We start from the raw sequence: 18,447 nt of genomic DNA on the forward strand, positions 1-18,447 counted from the left end.
CTCCGGAATCGACGGGCCGACGGGGGTGTCACCCGGGGAGGGTGGGCCCGTGGGCTGTTGTCGACCAGAGTGGAGTTTCCGGACGCGTCCGGACGATCACCGTCGGTGTTGTGGCACGAATTGGGTAGACGGCGTGATGGTCAATTCGAGGGGGGTGGCGTCGCCGGCGTAGCGTCCGCCGTCCGGTGCTGCTGCGGCACCGAGGCGGGCCCGCCGACGTCGGCCCGCAGCGCGGCGACCTCGGCCCGCAGTTCGACCAGCTGCGCGGTGAGCGCGGCGACGTCCGCCCGGGTGGCCGGCGCCGTACCCGCCTCGGCGGCCGTGCGTTCCGCCGCCGAGCCCGCACCGGCGGCCTCCGTCGCACCCGCCTCGTCCTCCGCCGCCTCCGCCTCCGCCGAGGCGGTGGAGATCCGCTCCACGATCCAGCTGGCCAGGGAACCGGTGACGAAACCGATCAGGCCGATTCCGCCGATCATGAGGGCCAGGGCGACGAACCGGCCGGTGGTGGTGACCGGGAAGTAGTCGCCGTAGCCGACGGTCGTGATGGTCACCACCGCCCACCAGAGCGCATCCGGATAGCTGTTGATCGCCCCGTCCGGATCGGCCCGCTCGGCGTCGAGCACCGCCAGCCCGGAGACGATCACCAGCAGGACCGTGGTCGAGCCGACGTAGAGCGCCAACCGGCCGCGCGCCCAGATCTCGGTACGCCGGGTCAGGGTGAGCACGGCGGTGACCAGTCGCAGCATCCGCAGCGGCCGCAGCACCGGCAGCAGCAGCACGACCAGGTCGAACGCGTGACCGCGGACGAACCGCCACCGGTCGTCGGCCAGCCACAGCCGGACGGCGTAGTCGACCCAGAACAGCAGCCAGATCGCGATGTTGGCAGCGACACACACGGCACGCCAGCGCGGCGGCAGTTGCGGGTAGAGAATGGGCGCGGCGTAGACGACGAGGAACGCCACGGCGAGCACGGTCAACCCGGCCGCGCTGCGGCGTTCCCAGCTGGCGACCCGGTCCTCGCTACGGAGGCCGGTCCCCGGATCATGGAGAGACATGCCGAACAGGCTGCCTCATGGCGGCAACCGGCTGATCAGCGGCCGACGACCCGACCAGCCGGCCGGGGCGCGGCGGGCCGGCCGCCACGGCCGGTGGCGGCGGCCGATGTGGCGTCGTGGTGCCGACCGGCTGCACCACCCGGCGAAGGTGATCGCCGGCGGGTTCGCCATTGCCGTACTGATCGGCACGGCCCTGCTGATGTTGCCGGTGGCGACCCGCGACGGGACCTCGCCGTCGCTGGTCGACGCCGTGTTCACCGCGACCTCGGCGGTCTGCGTGACGGGCCTTGTCGTGGTCGACACGGCCGGCTACTGGTCCACCTTCGGTCAGTTGGTCATCCTGGGCCTGATCCAGGTCGGCGGACTGGGCATCATGACCCTGGCCACCCTGTTGACGGTGCTGCTGTCCCGGCGGCTCGGTCTGCGGGCGCGGTTCCTGGCCCAGGCCGAGACCAAGGCACTGAGCGTGCGCGACGTCCGTCGGGTGGTGCGCAACATCGTGCTGTTCAGCCTGGTGGTCGAGGCGGCGGTGGCGGTCGTGCTGACCGCCCGGTTCGCGCTCGGCTACGACTACGCGTGGGGCCGGGCCGCGTACCACGGGATCTTCCATGCGGTCTCGGCGTTCAACAACGCCGGCTTCGCCCTGTACGCCGACAGCCTGATCGGGTTCGTCGCCGACCCCTGGATCATGACTGCGGTCGCGGTCGCGGTGATCGTCGGCGGCCTCGGCTTTCCGGTGGTGTTCGAGCTGCTGCGGTCCTGGCGCGAACCGCGCTGCTGGTCGGTGCTGACCCGGATCACCGTGGTGCTGACGGTGAGTCTGCTGGTGCTCGGCACGGTGTTGTTCACCCTGGTGGAGTTGCGCAACCCGGCGACGTTCGGCCCGTTGTCCGCCCCGGAGAAGCTGCTGGCCGGCTTCTTCGCCTCGGTGATGACCCGCACGGCCGGGTTCAACAGCGTCGACATCGCCGGGATGCGTCCGGAGAGTCTGCTGCTCAGCGACATCCTGATGTTCATCGGCGGCGGCAGCGCCGGCACCGCGGGCGGGGTGAAGGTGACCACCGTCGGGCTGCTGGCGTTCGTGCTCTGGGCCGAGATGCGCGGCGAGACCCAGGTCAACGTCGGCGCCCGCCGGGTGCCGGCGGGCAACCAGCGGCAGGCCCTCGCGGTGTTGCTGCTGGCGCTCGGCGCGGTGGCGGTGGCGACGTTCGCCCTGCTCGCGATGACCCGCTTCACGCTGGACCAGGTGCTGTTCGAGGTGGTGTCGGCGTTCGCCACGGTCGGGCTCTCCACCGGCATCACCGCCGGACTGCCACCGGCGGCGGACCTGCTGCTGATCGGGTTGATGTTCATGGGCCGGATCGGCCCGTTGACCGTCGCGTCGGCGCTCGCGTTGCGCGAGCGGAGCCGACGCTACGAACTGCCGGAGGAGAGGATCATCGTTGGCTGAGAAACGCAACGAACCGGTCGTGGTGATCGGGTTGGGCCGCTTCGGCGGCGCGCTCGCGATGGAGCTGACGTCCCGGGGCACCGAGGTGCTCGGCATCGACGGCGACCCGAGGACCACCCAGGGCTTCAGCGGGCAGCTGCCGCACCTGGCCACCGCCGACGCCACCGACCTGGAGGCGCTCCGGCAGCTGGGGGTGGGCGAGTTCCACCGGGCGGTGGTCGGCATCGGCACCGACATCCAGGCCAGCATCCTGGCCACCTCGCTGCTGTCCGAGCTGGGAGTGGCGGACATCTGGGCGAAGGCGATCAGCCGCCAGCACGGCCGGATCCTGGAACGGATCGGTGCCCACCACGTGATCCTGCCCGAGCACGACATGGGGGAGCGGGTCGCCCACCTGCTGACCGGCCGGCTGCTCGACTACGTCGAGGTCGACCGCGACTTCGCGATGGTCAAGACCACCCCGCCGCAGGAGGTGGTCAGCGTGCCGCTGCGCGAGTCGCGGGTGCGGTCGCGGTACGGGGTGACGGTGGTGGCGGTCAAGAGCGAGGCGCACGGGGCCAGGGCGAAGTTCACCTACGCCACCCCGGACACCGTGCTGATGTACGGCGACCTCATCCTGGTGATCGGGACCATCAACGACGTGGAGCGGTTCGCCGAGGCGGACTGACCCGCCGGGCGACGGCGGACTGCCCGGCCGGGCGACGGCGACTGACCCGCCGGGCGACGGGGGACCTACCCACCTAATCCGGCCGTAGGGTCACCGGCGGGGGCGGCGGGCGTGGTAGACGAAGGCCGGCGGCAGGTTGGCCAGCACCGTACGGCCCATCACCACCTCCTCGAAGCGGTCCCGCAGCAGCTGGCGGAACCGGCGGGCCGGCGGGGTCTGCGCGGTCAGCACGTACGCGAAGGTGGTGAACGCCCCGTCCGGGGTCAGCACGTCACACACCGAGTCGAGCGCGGCCAGCTGCAGGTCACGCGGGAACGACACCCACGGCAGCCCGCTGACCACCACGTCGGCGGCGTCCACTCCACGGGCGGTGACCAGGGACCGGCACTGCGCCGCGTCCCCGGTGATCACCTCGACCTGCGGGTGCCGGTCGGCGAGCAGGTCGGCCAGGGTCGGGCTCAGCTCGACGGCGAGGTGGCGGCCGCGGCCGCCGAGGCGGTCCTGGATGACGCCGGTGAAGGCGCCGGTGCCGGGGCCGAGCTCGACGACGACCGGGGCACCGCGTTCCGGGATCGGGGCGGTGATCGCCTCGGCCAGCCGCCGGGAGCTCGGGGCGACCGCGCCGATGCGGGTCGGGGCGCGCAGGAACTCGCGCAGGAACGTCCCGGCGTCACCGCTGCGGCGCGCGGCCGGCACCTGCCCGGGCTGCGCCGCCGGTCCGGGCTGCGACGTGGCGGCGGTCTCGGACACGGGTACGGACATGCGGCGGGGCTCCTCTGCGCGGGGGGTGCGCCGGTGGACCGGCAGCCCACAGGATCGGCGATCATGGCGCGCAGTGTCAACGGGGCACCGGTCGACACCCCCGCTCAGCCGGTGCCGTCGCCGAGCAGCCCGCGCAGGTAGCTGGCCTGACCGACGTGCTGTAGGTCGTCGTTGGCGACGCTGACCAGCCGGACCCCGAGGGTGACCGGCGGATCCCAGCTGTCGTCGACGACCCGGTCCAGGTCGGTGTCGGTCAGGCCGTGCAGGAACCGACGGGTCCGCTCGGCGACCGCCGTGTGGTAGTCGACCAGCGCCGCCGCGCTCTCCGGGGCGATCGCCGCGACCTGAGCGGCGGTGTGGCCGTACCCGGTGTCGGCCGGCTCGGCCCGGTCCAGGCCGAACCGCTTCGCCCAGCCGCCCCCGGTCCAGACCTGCGGCTCGCCGCGTACCTCGGCCAGGTGGTCGTCCTGGATCCGGGTCAGATGCCAGACCAGCCAGCCGATCGGGTTCGCACCCGGTGCCGGGGTCCAGCGCAGCTGCTGCGGGCTCAGCCCGTCGACCGCCTCGCGTACCAGGTCCGGCAGCCGGTCGAAGGTCTCCACCAGCAGTTCGCTCGTGCGCACCGTGCCTCCCCTCTGCGCGGGCCCTGCCTGGCCGGCCGTGGCGGCCGTAGGCTATCAACGTCACATGGCCCGCTACCTGCTCTTTCCCGGTCGCCACCACCTTCTCACCCGATTCCAGGGCGAATACCTGACCCGGCTGGCCGTCGCCGAGGGCGACGCCGACGGACCGGCGACGGTGGTGTGGGCGGTGACGTCGGCCAACCACAGCAACACCCGGCGCAACCCGGTGCCCTATCACCGGCGGGAAGCCGCGATCGAGCGGTTCAGCGTGCTGACCGGATTGCGCTCGGTGGTGGTGCCGGTCTTCGACACGGTCGCCACCGGCCGGTTCGCCGAGGTCACCGTGAAGACGGTGGCGGCGGTGACCGGGCTGGAACTGACCCCGGCGGACACGGTCCTGGCCTGCTCGACGCCGGAGGTCGCGGCCATGTACGAGCGGCTGGGTTTCCCGGTGGCCGGCGTCGAGGCCGAGGTCGACCCGACCCCGGACCGCCCGTGGGACGTGTTGCTGCGGCTGGCCGGCGACGACGACGGCTGGCGGGAGCTGGCTCATCCGGCGAGCGTCGACGTCTTCGACCGGTACGGCCTGGCCGGGCACGTCCGGTCGGTGGTCAACGATCCGGTCGTCGGCGCCGAGGGTGGGCTCACCGCGACCCGGGACTACCGCAGCTACGCCGAGGCGTTCGCCGAGGCGGCGCAGCGCAAATGGGACGCCGTCCGGGAACATGTGCGGCCCGGGCGGATCGTCGACATCGGCTGCGGTGCCGGCGCCGTGCTCGAGTTGGCCGACCGGGAGCCCGCGCTGCGCGAGAGCGACCTGATCGGCGTCGAGGTGGCCCGGCACCTGTACGAGGAGTGCGTGCACAAACGGGCACAGGGCTACTTCCGTAACCCGAACGTCTTCTTCTACCAGCGCAACGTGCTCGGCGGGGCGGTGTTCGCGCCCCGGTCGGTGGACACCACGTTGACGTTCGCGTTGACCCACGAGATCTGGTCGTACGGCGAGCAGCTGTCCTCCGTACGCCGGTTCGTGCAGGCCATCTACGACCACACGGTGCCCGGCGGGGTGTGGATCAACAGCGACGTCTGCGGTCCGGACGGCGGTGACCGGCCGGTACGGCTGCGGCTGTCGACGGCCGACGGCGCGAACCCGCCAGGGCCGCGTACCGACCTCGCCGACGGGCCGGCCAGCGAGGTCGCCGCCTACGTGCGCGGATTGTCCACCCGGGCCCGGCTGGACCAGTTCGCGGTCGACTTCGCGTTCCCGTTCGACCACCGGCCGGTCGACGGGGCACCGGAGGTCGTCGAGACGACCCTGGCGGCGGCGATGGACTTCCTGACCCGCAAGGACTACCCGGACAACTGGCTGTCCGAGACCCGGGAGCAGTTCTGCGGGCTGGAGTACGCCGACTGGAAGGCGTTGCTGGCCGACGTCGGGTTCGAGATCGACCCGGCCAGCGGGCCGCTGCGCAACGACTGGATCGTCGACCATCGGCTCGCCCCGGTCGCATCGTTGTCCACCCTCGACGGCCGGCCGATGGACTGGCCGGTGACGCACGTGCTGCTGGTGGCCCGCCGGCCGGTGAACAGCTGAGCGGTCAGAGCCGATCGAACGGTGCGGCGTAGCGGAACCGGCCCGGTGTCGGCGGCGTCGGGCCCAGCGGCCGGGCCTGAAAGTAGTGCCCCCACTGCGGATCGGGCGCGGCGATGCCGAAGTCGCTGGCCGGGCGCAGCCCGAACCGCCGGTAGTACGCCGGGTCGCCGAGCAGCACGACGAGGGTCTCGTCACGGGCTTCGGCGGCGGCGAGCACCGCGTGTATCAGGGCCGAGCCGACACCGGCGCGCTGCCGGTCCGGGCGGACCGCCAACGGGCCGAGGCCCAGCGCCGGCCGGTCGTCGACGTACCCCCGGGTGCAGACCACGTGCCCGACGATCCCGCCCGCGTCGACCTGGCCCGCGACGGCGGCCGGTGCGCCCGGGTCCGTGTCGGCCGGTCCGTCGACGGCGACCAGCGACAGCGCCGGGATCCACCCGGGGTCGGCGCGGAGTTCGTCCAGCAGCCCGACCTCGACCGGCGGCCGGTCGTCGGGCTCCGGCCCTTGCCCTGGCCCCGACTCCGCAGGCCGGCGGAAAGCCGCCGTCACGACCGCCCGGACCGCCGCGACATCGTCGGCGCGTTCCCGTCTGACCAGCATGGCCGCCATCCGATCAGGCGGTGCACCGACCCGGCAACCGGATTCGCGGCGCGGCGCGGGACAATCGTCGGCCATGCCCATCGATCTGTACGACGTCATTCACCGCCGCCGCGACGTGCGGGCCGAGTTCACCGGCGCGCCGGTGCCCGACGACGTGCTGCACCGCGTCCTGGCCGCCGCGCACGCCGCGCCGAGCGTCGGGCTGACCCAGCCGTGGGATTTCGTGCTGGTCCGGGATCCGGCGGTCCGCGACGCCTTCCACGCCCATGTGCAGCAGGAACGGCGGACGTTCGCGCGGAGCCTCGACCCGGCGGCGGCGGCCCGGTTCGCGCACATCAAGATCGACGGGGTACGGGAGGCCACGTTGTCGATCGTGGTGACCTACGACCCGCAGCGGGGCAGCCCGGCGGTGCTCGGCCGGCATGCCATCGCCGACGCCGGGCTCTACTCGGTCTGCCTGGCCATCCAGAACCTCTGGCTGGCCGCCACCGCCGAAGGTCTCGGGGTCGGCTGGGTCTCGTTCTACCGGGAGCCGTTCCTGCGGGACCTGCTCGGTGTCCCGGCCGGCGTCCGGCCGGTGGCGTGGCTCTGCGTCGGGCCGGTGAGCGGGCTGGCCGACGTGCCTGACCTGGAGCGGCACGGCTGGCGGGCGCGTCGGCCGTTGACCGAGGCCCTGCACCACGACCGTTGGTGAGCCACCGGCCCCCCGAACCCGCGATTTGCTGAAACAGCAAGGAAGTTTGCCGATACGCTGACCCTGCGCGGATCGTGGGTGCCGGAGGTGGTCAGCTTGACTGACAACGTGGCGGGGGGACCCGCATACCGTACCGCCGTGGCGGTGATCGGCGGCGGTGCCGCCGGGCTGAGCGCGGCGCTGACCCTGGCCCGCGCCCGGCGCGGGGTCATCGTGATCGACGCCGGCGAGCCCCGTAACGCGCCCTCGGGCGGCGTGCACGGTTTCCTCACCGGCGAGGGCATGCGCCCGGCCGACCTGGTCGCCACCGGTCGGCGCGAGGTCGAACGGTACGGCGGCATCGTGCTGCCCGGCCGGGCGGTGGCGGCCGAACGGGTCGACGACGGATTCGCCGTCCGGCTGGCCGACGGGGCCACCGTCGCCGCCCGGCGGCTGCTGCTGGCCACCGGCGTGGTCGACGAGTTGCCGCCGATCGCCGGGCTGCGCGAGCGCTGGGGCCGGGACGTGCTGCACTGCCCGTACTGCCACGGGTGGGAGATCCGCGACCAGCCGGTCGGGGTGATCGGCGCCAACGAGATGGCGCTGCACCAGGTGCAGCTGTTCCGGCAGTGGACCTCGGACCTGGTGCTGTTCACCCACACCGGGGTCACCCTCACCGACGAGCAGGCCGAAGCGCTGGCCGCCCGGGGCGTACGGGTGGTGCCCGGTGAGGTCACCGGGGTGGAGGCCACCGACGACCGGCTCACCGGGGTGCGCCTCGCCGACGGGACCGTGGTGCCCCGTACAGCGGTGACGGTGGCGTCCCGGCTGCACATCGGCGACGGCATCGGCGGCGCCGACGGGCTGCTGGCCCAGCTCGGGGTGCCGGTGACGGCCCACCCGACGGGCATGGCCGAGCAGGTCGAGGCCGACCCGACCGGGCAGACCCCGGTGCCGGGCATCTGGGCCGCCGGCAACCTGACCAACCCGTTCGCCCAGGTGATGGCGTCGGCGGCGGCCGGGGCGATGGCGGCGGCAGCGCTCAACGCCGATCTGGCGCAGGCGGACACCACCGAAGCGGTCCGCCGGCACCGGGCCGTCGCCGTCGGCGAGGACGACTACGGTCTGCCGGTGCACCACGGGCCGGCGGACGTCGCCGCGATGGTCAGCCAGGAGTTCTGGGACGAGCGGTACGGCGCCGTCGACCGGGTGTGGAGCGGCAACCCCAATCCGCAGCTCGTCACCGTCGTGGCCGGCCTGCCCGCCGGCACCGCCTGCGACGTCGGGGCCGGCGAGGGGGCCGACGCGATCTGGCTCGCCGACCAGGGCTGGGAGGTGACCGCGGTCGACGTGTCGCCGGTGGCGCTGCGCCGGGCCGCCGACCAGGCGGCGGCGGTCGGTGACGACGTGGCGAAGCGGCTCACCTGGCAGCAGGCCGACCTGCGGACCTGGGATCCGGGTGCGGCCCGGTTCGACCTGGTCAGCGCGCAGTTCATGCACCTGCCGGACCCGGACCGGGCGATGCTGCACCGCCGGCTCGCGGCGGCGGTCCGCCCCGGCGGCACCCTGCTGATCGTCGGCCACCACCCGAGCGACCTGGAAATCCCCGGGATCCGCCGGCCGCGCCTGCCGGATCTGATGTTCACCGCCGAGCAGGTAGCGGCCGTGCTGGACCCGTCGGAGTGGGCCAGCGTACGGGTCGAGACGATCGCCCGGTCGGTCACCGGCCCGGACGGCGACCCGATCACGATCCACGACGCGGTGCTGCACGCCGTCCGCCGTAGGTGAGCGGCCGGGACGGCCCGTGAACCAGCCGGGGGCGCCGGGCGAGGACGCCCGACGCCCCCGGAGGGCTGACCGACGTCAGCCGATGACGAGGTCACCACCGGAGGCGGTCAGGTTGACCTCCTCGGTGGCGGTGCCGGTCCAGCTCGACGAGAACATCAGCGTGTCGCCGTCCCAGACGGTGATGCCGATGGTGTCCCGCCGGCCCGGTCCGCCCGCGTCGGTCGCGGTCACCCGCATCGTCAGCCCGGTCGCCACCGGCACCGGCTGCTGCGGGGTGGACAGGTCGAACAGCGTCACCTGGTAGCGCAGCTGCGCCACCGGCACGCCGGCGACCGTGGTCGCGCCGTACGACTCCAGGACGGCGCCCTGGAACTTGTACCGCTGGTCCCCGGAGCGGTAGCCGACCAGCACCTTGCCGGCCAGCTCACCGACGTTGGTGACCCGCCCGTCGAGGCTCACCTCGACCCGGTGCTCGGGGTCCAGCGGGTACGCGCCGGCGGTCGACCCGCTGCGCAGGTAGCCGTCGCCGCTGATCCGCAGCCCGGTCGACGGGGCGACCGTCACCGTGGCCGTGACGGCTCCGGTGTAGCGGCCGTCGACGGTGGCGGTCACCGGGTGGTTGCCGACCGGCAGGGTGGCCGTGCAACTGGCCACGCCGCCGGTGACGTCGCTGCCCCAGAGCTTCACCTCGGTGGTGCACAGCGTGGTGTCACCGGTGGTGAAGGCGAACTGGGTGCCGCGTACGTCGCCGGCCTCGGCACCGACCGCCGCGCGCAGCAGGACCTGCGCGGTGTCCGCGCCGGCCACCGGGTGCACCAGGGTGTCCCCGGTGTACGTCAGCGCGGCCGACCGTACCTGACTGACCCGGATGTCGGCGTCGTTGAGGTCGAAGAAGACGTTGCCGACCGCTTCGATCTTGATCCGACCGGTGGTGGTGTCGATGTTCGGCAACGTGACCGTGGCGCTGCCAGTGTTCGGCACCGCCTCGGCCAGCACGTACGGGAACGTCTTCGCCCCGTCGGTGGACAGCGAGATCTTCACCTGCGCGGCGTTCACCGGTGCCGCGTCGGTGCCGGCCACGTCCCAGGTCACCTCCTGCGTGGAGCCACCAAGGTAGAACGACGGCGTCGGCTGCGAGGTGACCAGGAACGGACCGGCGTCCGGGGCCAGCACGACCTCGGTCTCGGCGTTGCCGACCCCACCGCCGCCGACCCGACCGTCGCGGGCGGTCAACTTGAAGTGCATCGTCCGGTCGTTGTCGTAGCCCACCCAGTCGGCGGTCGGCAGGAACTCCGAGTAGCAGTCGACCAGCGCCTGGGTCAGGTTGGAGGCGCTGCCGCTGGCCGGCGGCTCCGGCACGGCCGGGCAGGCACCGGTCTTCGCGTTGGTGTTGCCGGCCAGGATCTGCGCCATGTCCGGGAAGACCCGCGTCGGGTCGTCGTCGACCGCGTTGAGCCCAGGGGAGTAGTACTGCTGGGTGTCCTGCGGGCTGACCAGCGCCGACGTGCCGAAGACCCGGAACAGCGGGCCGTTGGTCTTGACGTTGTCGGTCAACGCGGTGCCGGCGGTGCTGCCGCCGAGGATCCCGCCCCGGTCGTTCTGCTCCCACATGTACGTCAGCGGGTCGCCGTCGGCGTCGGTGGCGCTACCGGTCAACGCGAACGGGGTCCGTACCGGGATGGTGAACGAGGCCGGCACGGTGACCACCGGCGCGTGGTTGGTGGTCTCGGTGACCTGCCAGCCGCCGTTGTCGACCGGACCGCCCTTGGCGGTCTCGCCGACGAAGCCGGCCGCGCCCACGAAACTGGTCAACCCCAGCGCCGGTACGTTGGCCTGCGCCACCGCACCGCCGTTGAACGTCACCTGGAAACCGGTGTCGTTGAGCGCGCCGAGGCCACCGAACGCCGCCACGGTGACCGTCGCGCCGGCCGGCCAGCCGCTGATCGCCTCGATCGCCGCCTTGATACCGGCGGTGGTGTAGTTGACACCGCGCACGATCGGCGCCGACGACTGTCCACCGTAGCTGATCGTGAAGGCGTCGCCGTCGGTGTCGAAGTCACGCAGCGACACCGTCTGCACCTCGTTGATCGCCGGCCGCGACGAGTTCACGAACGTGGTGATCTCGTGGTAGCTGCGCTGCGACCAGTACGGGTCGGAGTGCGGCTGCAGGTTGTCCTGCTGGCAGATCCCCGCGTACGCCATGATCGACGAACCGCTGCCCGGCTCGTACGAGTTGGCGGCGCTGCGGTTGCTGCCGGAGCAGTTCCACTGGGTGCCGTTGAAGGTGTGGTTGCCGGCGAACTGGTGGCCGATCTCGTGCGCCACGTAGTCGACGGCGTAGAAGTCACCGACCGGGTTCGGCAGGCCGGTGCAGCCCCGGGCCTTGCCGTCGCCGCCGACCACGCCGAGCCCGGCGACGCCGCCACCGGGCAGGCCGAAACCGATGTGCCCGACGTCGAAGTTGCTGGCCCCGACGAGCTGGCCGAGGACGATCCGGTTGCGGTTGAGCGTGGCACCGGAGCAGCCGGTCAGGTTCGCCTCGGTGAAGCACGGCGCGGCACCGCACGGCCCGTTCGGGCCGGTGGCCAGCTCGGCCGTGTTCAGGTTGGTCTTGTCGGTGTCGTTGATCAGCACGAGCCGGATCGCGGTCTCGTCCTCGTAGATCTGGGTCACCCGGTTGATCAGGGTCACCTTCGCGGCGGTCACGTTCTCCGCGCCGAAGTAGGTGGCGTACGACGGATCGGTCAGAAACGCCAGGCGGTACGTCCGCAGCTGGACCAGCGGCCCGGCCGGCTCGTCGGCCTGTGCCTGGTCGATCCCCTCGCCGATCTGCTCGGCGGCGGCCCCGACGTCGGCCCGCTCGATCAGGTCACCGTGCCGGTTGACCAGGTCGTGTGCGTAGTAGCTGGCGTAGACGCTCTGATCGCGGTGGTACGGGTCGACGTACCAGGAACCGCTCGACGAGCGGACCGAGGCGTGGAAGCCCAGGGGGGTCAGGTCGGCGCGGATCGTCGCGGTCGGGTCGTCGACGCCGGTGCCGGCGTACGTCTGGATCTCCGGGTGGGCGGCGGCGAGACCGTCCTGCATCACCGGCGAGTTGACGACCTCGAACCGTTGCAGGTCACCGTCCGGGTCGGGCACCGTCAGCACCAGCGGCGCCGTCGCGGCGGCCCGGGCCGACTCGTCCGGTGCCCGGTCCAGCTGCGCGGCGATCGCGTCCCGGTCCAGTGTGTACGCCGCCAGTCGGCTGGCCTCGATGTCCGGGGTACGCCCGGACCGGCTCGCCGTCGGAGCCTCGTCGAGGGTCGCCCACGGCGAGTCTGCGATCGGCGTACCGCGCTCCGGGGCGGCGACGGCCGCACCGGTCGGGCCGACGGCGGGCAGCAGCGCCGCCGCGACGACGGCGACGAGCAGGACGACCAGCCGCCGGTTACGGGACCGGCCGGTCCCGGGGGGCGGTGGCGACTGGCCACCCGCTGTCGGGGGGATCGGTGTCGAGGGGGTCCGCAAGATGTCTCCTTGGGGGTCCGTCACGAACCACGACCCGTTGCCAGGGGTGCCGAGGCCGACGAGCCATGGATCTTGGGGGGTCGCACCGACGCTAGGGGGCGGCGTCGGCGGTCGGCATCGTCCGTAGGGATGAGACAGTGCCAATCACCGCCGATCCCCTAGTCCGGCCAGTACGCCGGCCACGGATCCGACGCTGGAACGGTTCCACTGGGAAACCTGCGGGAAACGCCGCGCCGCTAGCGGCGCAGGCGTTCGACGGACGGCGCAGGCGGCTCAGGCGTTCGACAGGAGGCCTAGACGGCTCAGACGGTCGACGGGCGGATCAGCGGAATGCGGTCAGGAACCGGTCCCGGAACTGGTCCATTTGCCACACCGGAGCCTGCCCGTCCGGCCGCAACCCGTCCTGCCAGTCCCAGTCGGCGACCGCGTCGAGCACCGCCGGATCCCGGGACACGATGGTCACCGGCACGTCGTGGCTGGCGCTCGGCCCGGTCACCACCGGCGACGGCTGATGGTCGCCGAGGAAGACCACCACCAGATCGTCGTCGCCCCGCGCCTCGATGTAGGAGATGATCGTGCTCAACGAGTAGCCGACGGCCCTCGGGTAGTCGTCGCGCAGGCTCTCCTCCACGGACCGGTTCTCCTGGTCGGCGGCCATCTCCTGGCGGTCGAAGACCGCGCCGTCGCGCACCGTGTCCCAGTCGACCAGCTGCGGCACCGGCGTCCACGGAGCGTGGCTGGACAGCAACGCCACCTCGGCCATCACCGGCCCGTCGGTGGCCTGGCGCTCGAGACGGTCGAACGCCGACAGGACGTACTGGTCCGGGATCGAGGCGAAGGCGAACCGGTCACCGGCGTAGCCCATGTTGCGGGAGTCGTACACCTGGTCGTAGCCGAAGAACGCCCCTTCCGGCCAGGCCCGCGAGTTGCCCGGGAAGAAGCCCGACACCCGCCAGCCGGCGCTACCGAACGCCCGGGTCAGCGTCAACCGGTCGCTGGTGACCAGGCTGTGGTACCGCTGCTGGTTGTCCACCCACAGCCCGGACAGGGTGCTGCCGTGCGCCAGCCAGCTGCTGCCGCCGACCGTCGACGAGGTCAGGAACGCGCTACGCGAACCGAAGCCCTGCGCGGCCAGCCGCTGCGAACCGTCGTCGAGCACGTCGGCGACGTACGGGGCGAACTCCGGGGCGGTCACCGCGTCCCGGCCGTAGCTCTCCACGAACGCCAACAGCACGTCCTTGCCGCGCAGCGCGGTCAGCAGTTCGTCACCGGGCACGTCGCGGAACGCGTCCACCGCCGCCAGCTCGGCGAACTCCTGCCGGTCCCGCAGACTCGCGCCGACCTGCAGCGTGTGGTCGTACGCCAGCCGGGCGGTGGCCCGGTCCGCCACCGGCAGTGCGAACGTGACCTGCTCCTGCTCGTAGACGGTCACCGTCGTACCGAGCAGGGCGAACACCAGCCAGCCGGCCGCCATCGTGCCGACCACACCGCCGCCGACCCGCCGGTGCCGGGCGAGCAGCCGGGCCGTGCGCACCGTGGCGAGCACCGCCAGCGCCAGCACCGCGCCGGTGAGCAGAACGGCGCCGACGGCCGCGCCGACCGCCGCCGCCCGCCCGTACGAGGCGTCGAGGAAGCGGTACCCGTCGGCCAGCAGCCCCCAGTCCATCACCGGGTCGAACGGGCGGGCCAGCACGGAGAAGAAACCCATGTCGGCGACCTTGAGCACGGTCAGCACCCCGAGCAGCGCACCGAGCCCGGCCGCCACCGGGGTCCGCAGCCGGCCGGGCAGCACCAGCAGCAGCGCGGCCGCCACGACCGCCTCCAGCGGGATCCGGACGAACGCCGCCGGCACCACGAGGTCACGCTGGTACGGCAGCGTCATCGCCGCCAGCAGGCCGGCCACCGCCAGCGCACTGAGCGCCCAGCCGACGGTACGCCGTACCCGCTGCCGCCAGCCGACCGCTGCGGCCGGCGAAGTCGGCTCGGCCTCCGTCGGCGCGGCCTGCTGCGCCTGCTCGGCCGGCGGAGTCGGCTCGTCCGCTACCTCGGCTGTGGTCTCGGTGGCCGCCGGTGTCTGCGCGTCAGCAGCGGGAGCGTCGGAGTGCGTGGCGGAGGACAAGATCACGGCCTTCCTCATCGTCGACCGGGCGGCGTGCCCTGCCGGGCCGGGCTCCGCACGATAACCACACCGCCGGATACCCGACAACACGTACGGACCGCCGCGCCGGATCGATCATCCCAGGCCGGTGACCGGAACACCGGTCCGACCGGTCATCCCTACGACACGGTGACGCACGACCCCAGGGAGCGGAGATGGATCAGTTGCGTACCCACTTCGAGCAGGCATTCGACGGCGAACCGCCACCGGCGACGCCGGGCGAGGAACTGGCCCGCGCCGCGATGGCCGGCGGCACCCGGCTGCGCCGCCGCCGACGGCTCACCATCGGCGGTGCCGCCGTCGCGGTGACCGCCCTCGCCGCTGTCGCGGCCGGCCTGGCGGTGCCCGTCCGGGACGCACCGGCCCCGGTGCCGGCGCAGGTGGTGCTGCCGTCGGCGACCCCGGTGCTGTGCGAGGGCGTGTCCGCCGAGGATGTCGCCACCGAGGCGTCGGTCTACCTGGCCGAGCAGGTCACCGACGCGCAGCGGGCCGCCATCGACACGGCGTTGCGCGCCGACCCACGGCTGTCGACGGTCCGCTACGACAGCCGGCAGGATGCGTACGAGAGGTTCCGGCAGATGTACCGGGACGGCCCGCCCGAGGTGTTCTCGCTGTACACCCCGGAGGAGATCGCACAGGTCACCGCCGACCAGTTCCCCGAGTCGTTCCGGCTCACCCTGACGGATCCGGCGGCGTACCCGCAGTTGGAGCCGGACCTGCGGGCCCTGCCCGGGGTCGACGAAGTCGTCGGCCGGTTCTGTCCGCACCGTACGTCGGCGCAGCAGGAGGGCGAATGACCGGCGTACGGACCGTGGAGCCGGCCGCCGACGGGCTGCCGGTGCGACCGCCGACCCCGGCGACCCCGGTGGGCGGGCCGGTGGCCCGCTGGGCGGCGGCCCGCCGAGGGCAGCGGGCGGTCCGCGACGAGGCGTTCACGGCGTTCGTCGTCGCCGCGGCACCCCGGCTGCGGCGCATCGCGTACCTGATGTGCCGGGACTGGCACCTGGCGCAGGACCTGACCCAGATCACCTTCACCCGGATGTACGCCTCGTGGGCGCGGATCTGGCCGGCGGCGAACCTCGACGCGTACAGCCGGCGGGTGCTGGTCAACGCGGTCGCCGACGCGATGAAGCGGCGCAGCCGTACCGAACTGGTGCTCGCCGAGCCACCCGAACCGTCGGCTCCGGCACCGGCCGGTGCCCCTGACCTGCAGGTGACGCTGCTGCGTGCGCTGGCCGAGCTGCCGGTACGGGACCGGGCGGTGCTGGTGCTGCGGCACTGGGAGGACCGCAGCGTCGAATCCGTCGCCGAGATCCTCGGGATGACCACGTCGGCGGTGAAGATGACCAGCATGCGGGCGCTGCAGCGGCTGCGTACCGAGCTCGGGGAGGACTTCCCGACCAGCTGATCCGACCGGCGACCTAGGCTGGGCGCATGCCCCCCGTGTCGACGTCACCGGACCCGTCGACGTCACCGCGCCAGCCGACCGGGCCGGATCGGTCGACGTCGCCGTACCGGTGGACGTTGCTCGACCTGGCGGTCGCGACGGCGGTGGCCACCATCGCCTGGCAGTACCGGGCCTCGCTGGCCGACCTGGTGATCGGCCTCGGCATGGCGGTGGCGCTGGTGTGGCGCCGCCGCCGTCCGATGACCGTCATGCTGGTCGTCGCCGGCCTGGGCGCGGCACAGCTGCTGGTCGCCCTGAGCGTGCCGGAGTTCTACGACGTCGCGGTGCTGATCGCGATGGCCGCTGTGGTGACCCACGCCGACCGGCAGTGGCACGCCGTACTGGCCGGCGGGATCACCCTGGTCGGCGTCGCCGTGCTCGCCGTCGACGCCAAACTGCTCGCCGACGACCACCACGTGACCGGCCTCGCCGACTTCAGCGAGTACGCCGTCCTGATGCTGATCTGCGTGGCGATCTGGCTGACCGCGTACATGTTGCGCAGCCGCAAGGAACAGACGGCGGTCGCCGCCGAGCGGGCGGCGGCGGCCGAACGGGAACGCGACCAGCTTGCCCGGCTGGCCGCCGCCGACGAACGGGCCGCGATCGCCCGGGAGCTGCACGACGTCGTCGCCCACAGCCTGGCGGTGATGACGGTGCAGGCGGACGGCGCCAGCTACATGATCGACCTGGACGCCGAGCAGGCCCGCAAGGCCATGATCACCATCGGTGACACCGGCCGCGACGCGCTGGAGGACATGCGCCGGATCGTCGCCGTGCTGCGCGGGGTCGACGCGTCACCGGCCGCCCCGCAGCCCGGGGCGGCCGGAACGCCCGACGACACCGACCGGCGTAGGGCCGGAATCGCCCAGCTCAGCGCCCTGATCGAGCGGACCAGGGGAGCCGGTCTCGTCGTCGAGTTGAGCATCGACGGCGATCCGACCCGGTTGTCACCCGCCGAGGAGCTGACCATGTTCTGGGTGGTGCAGGAGTCGCTGACCAACACCCTGCGATACTCGGGTCCCGGCACGGCCGTCACGGTGACCGTCCGGATCGATGCGGACACCGCCGAGCTGACGGTGATCGACGATGGTCGAGGGACGGTCGCCACCCGGCCGGCCACTGCCCCGCCGGCCACTGCCCGATCGACCGCCGGACCGGCGTCCGGTGGCAACGGCCTGCTCGGCATGCGGGAGCGGGTGGCCGTGCACGGCGGCGAGGTGACTGCCGGACCGCGCCCGGCCGGCGGCTGGCAGGTCCACGCCGTACTGCCGATCAGGTCCCCGGCGCGGGCCGGGACGGAGCCGACGGAGGTGACGTCGTGACGATCAGAGTCTTCCTCGTCGACGACCAGGAGCTGGTCCGGGCCGGGTTCGCGATGGTGCTGGCCGCCCAGCCCGACATGGCCGTCGTCGGTGAGGCCGCCGACGGTGCCGCCGCACTCGCCGCGTTGGCCACCATCGAGGCCGACGTGGTGGTGATGGACCTCCGGATGCCGCTGATGGACGGCGTCGAAGCCACCCGCCGGCTCCGGGCCCAGGACCGTGCCGACGCGCCGAAGGTCCTGGCGTTGACGACGTTCGACACCGACGAGGACGCGTTCGCCGCGCTGCAGGCGGGGGCCAGCGGCTTCCTGCTCAAGAACGTGCGTCCCGCCGAACTGTTGGCCGCGATCCGGGTGGTGGCCAGCGGCGAGTCGGTCGTCGCACCCCGGGTGACCCGTCGGCTGCTGGACCGCTTCGCCGGGCACCTCACCCCGGAGCCGGCCGCCGACGACCGGCTCGCCGCGCTGACCGCCCGGGAACGTGAGGTGCTCGCCCTGGTCGCGGCCGGCCTGTCCAACACCGAGATCGCCAACCAGCTCTACGTCGCCGAGGCGACCGTCAAGACCCACCTCGGGCGGATCCTCACCAAACTGGACCTGCGGGACCGGGTGCAGGCCGTCGTCTTCGCGTACCGGATCGGTCTGGTCCGTCCCGGGCCGTGACCTGTCCGGAACTCAGGCCGTGACCTGTCCGGACTTCGGGCCGTGACCGGTCCGTCCCTTGCCCTGACCTGGGGCGTTGCGACCGGTATCGGATCGGATGTACGACCACGGTCGTACCCGGCGCCGTCCGCAGAT

General features: G+C 72.8%; 15 protein-coding genes. 9 read left to right on the forward strand and 6 right to left on the reverse strand.

What is annotated here, in order from left to right:
- Window positions 1-140: 140 nt before the first annotated feature.
- Window positions 141-1,055, reverse strand: coding sequence for a potassium channel family protein (locus tag ACN28F_RS23090; protein WP_421359673.1), 915 nt, complete (start codon window positions 1,053-1,055; stop codon window positions 141-143).
- Here ACN28F_RS23090 and ACN28F_RS23095 point away from each other — a divergent pair.
- A complete protein-coding gene (locus ACN28F_RS23095) occupies window positions 1,054-2,505 on the forward strand; it encodes a TrkH family potassium uptake protein (protein ID WP_289209986.1) in 1,452 nt (483 codons plus the stop codon). The genes ACN28F_RS23090 and ACN28F_RS23095 overlap by 2 nt on opposite strands.
- Window positions 2,498-3,172 (forward strand): potassium channel family protein, encoded by a 675-nt coding sequence (locus tag ACN28F_RS23100; protein WP_289209987.1) that lies wholly within the window; start codon window positions 2,498-2,500, stop codon window positions 3,170-3,172. The genes ACN28F_RS23095 and ACN28F_RS23100 overlap by 8 nt, the downstream gene beginning before the upstream one ends.
- Window positions 3,173-3,262: 90 nt before the next feature.
- On the opposite strand, the gene ACN28F_RS23105 is transcribed toward ACN28F_RS23100, so the two are convergent.
- Both ACN28F_RS23105 and ACN28F_RS23110 read right to left on the reverse strand, forming a co-directional pair.
- The gene (locus ACN28F_RS23105; RefSeq protein WP_289209988.1) at window positions 3,263-3,934 is read right to left on the reverse strand and encodes a class I SAM-dependent methyltransferase; all 672 of its coding nucleotides are present in this window, start codon (window positions 3,932-3,934) and stop codon (window positions 3,263-3,265) included.
- 104 nt (window positions 3,935-4,038) lie between these two features.
- The gene (locus ACN28F_RS23110; RefSeq protein ID WP_421359676.1) at window positions 4,039-4,557 is read right to left on the reverse strand and encodes a mycothiol transferase; all 519 of its coding nucleotides are present in this window, start codon (window positions 4,555-4,557) and stop codon (window positions 4,039-4,041) included.
- Window positions 4,558-4,621: 64 nt separating this feature from the next.
- On the opposite strand from ACN28F_RS23110, the gene ACN28F_RS23115 reads away from it, so the two are divergent.
- Window positions 4,622-6,151 (forward strand): class I SAM-dependent methyltransferase, encoded by a 1,530-nt coding sequence (locus ACN28F_RS23115; RefSeq protein WP_421359679.1) that lies wholly within the window; start codon window positions 4,622-4,624, stop codon window positions 6,149-6,151.
- A 4-nt stretch (window positions 6,152-6,155) separates the two neighbouring features.
- On the opposite strand, the gene ACN28F_RS23120 is transcribed toward ACN28F_RS23115, so the two are convergent.
- Window positions 6,156-6,752 (reverse strand): GNAT family N-acetyltransferase, encoded by a 597-nt coding sequence (locus tag ACN28F_RS23120; RefSeq protein WP_421359681.1) that lies wholly within the window; start codon window positions 6,750-6,752, stop codon window positions 6,156-6,158.
- 79 nt (window positions 6,753-6,831) lie between these two features.
- Between ACN28F_RS23120 and bluB the strand changes: the two genes are divergently transcribed.
- The gene (gene bluB, locus ACN28F_RS23125) at window positions 6,832-7,446 is read left to right on the forward strand and encodes a 5,6-dimethylbenzimidazole synthase (protein ID WP_289210863.1); all 615 of its coding nucleotides are present in this window, start codon (window positions 6,832-6,834) and stop codon (window positions 7,444-7,446) included.
- A gap of 138 nt (window positions 7,447-7,584) precedes the next feature.
- Complete coding sequence (locus tag ACN28F_RS23130) at window positions 7,585-9,213, forward strand: FAD-dependent oxidoreductase (RefSeq protein WP_421359682.1); 1,629 nt, start codon at window positions 7,585-7,587, stop codon at window positions 9,211-9,213.
- Window positions 9,214-9,288: 75 nt separating this feature from the next.
- On the opposite strand, the gene ACN28F_RS23135 is transcribed toward ACN28F_RS23130, so the two are convergent.
- Complete coding sequence (locus tag ACN28F_RS23135; protein ID WP_421359684.1) at window positions 9,289-12,723, reverse strand: M12 family metallo-peptidase; 3,435 nt, start codon at window positions 12,721-12,723, stop codon at window positions 9,289-9,291.
- A gap of 322 nt (window positions 12,724-13,045) precedes the next feature.
- Entirely contained in the window at window positions 13,046-14,848 is a 1,803-nt protein-coding gene (locus ACN28F_RS23140) for a sulfatase-like hydrolase/transferase (protein ID WP_289209994.1), read from the reverse strand.
- 188 nt (window positions 14,849-15,036) lie between these two features.
- Between ACN28F_RS23140 and ACN28F_RS23145 the strand changes: the two genes are divergently transcribed.
- From ACN28F_RS23145 to ACN28F_RS23160, 4 genes are read left to right on the forward strand one after another with little or no spacing between them, the layout of a single operon-like run.
- A complete protein-coding gene (locus tag ACN28F_RS23145; protein ID WP_421359686.1) occupies window positions 15,037-15,678 on the forward strand; it encodes a permease-like cell division protein FtsX in 642 nt (213 codons plus the stop codon).
- On the forward strand, window positions 15,675-16,289 hold the full coding sequence (locus ACN28F_RS23150) for a SigE family RNA polymerase sigma factor (protein WP_289209996.1): 615 nt from the start codon (window positions 15,675-15,677) through the stop codon (window positions 16,287-16,289). The genes ACN28F_RS23145 and ACN28F_RS23150 overlap by 4 nt, the downstream gene beginning before the upstream one ends.
- 26 nt (window positions 16,290-16,315) lie before the next feature.
- Window positions 16,316-17,650: a sensor histidine kinase gene (locus ACN28F_RS23155; protein WP_289209997.1), complete on the forward strand. Its 1,335-nt coding sequence runs from the start codon at window positions 16,316-16,318 to the stop codon at window positions 17,648-17,650.
- A complete protein-coding gene (locus tag ACN28F_RS23160) occupies window positions 17,647-18,312 on the forward strand; it encodes a response regulator (RefSeq protein WP_289209998.1) in 666 nt (221 codons plus the stop codon). Before ACN28F_RS23155 ends, ACN28F_RS23160 begins: the two co-directional genes overlap by 4 nt.
- Window positions 18,313-18,447: the final 135 nt, after the last annotated feature.

Source organism: Solwaraspora sp. WMMA2101 (assembly GCF_049179175.1).
GTDB lineage: Bacteria > Actinomycetota > Actinomycetes > Mycobacteriales > Micromonosporaceae > Micromonospora_E.

Excerpts from the sequence above, each read along its gene's own strand:
- ACN28F_RS23095 (WP_289209986.1), top strand. The coding sequence starts at position 1,054 with ATGCCGAACAGGCTGCCTCATGGCGGCAACCGGCTGATCAGCGGCCGA.
- ACN28F_RS23090 (WP_421359673.1), bottom strand. The coding sequence starts at position 1,055 with ATGTCTCTCCATGATCCGGGGACCGGCCTCCGTAGCGAGGACCGGGTC.
- ACN28F_RS23105 (WP_289209988.1), bottom strand. The coding sequence starts at position 3,934 with ATGTCCGTACCCGTGTCCGAGACCGCCGCCACGTCGCAGCCCGGACCG.
- ACN28F_RS23115 (WP_421359679.1), top strand. The coding sequence starts at position 4,622 with ATGGCCCGCTACCTGCTCTTTCCCGGTCGCCACCACCTTCTCACCCGA.
- ACN28F_RS23120 (WP_421359681.1), bottom strand. The coding sequence starts at position 6,752 with ATGCTGGTCAGACGGGAACGCGCCGACGATGTCGCGGCGGTCCGGGCG.
- ACN28F_RS23145 (WP_421359686.1), top strand. The coding sequence starts at position 15,037 with ATGGATCAGTTGCGTACCCACTTCGAGCAGGCATTCGACGGCGAACCG.
- ACN28F_RS23150 (WP_289209996.1), top strand. The coding sequence starts at position 15,675 with ATGACCGGCGTACGGACCGTGGAGCCGGCCGCCGACGGGCTGCCGGTG.
- ACN28F_RS23155 (WP_289209997.1), top strand. The coding sequence starts at position 16,316 with ATGCCCCCCGTGTCGACGTCACCGGACCCGTCGACGTCACCGCGCCAG.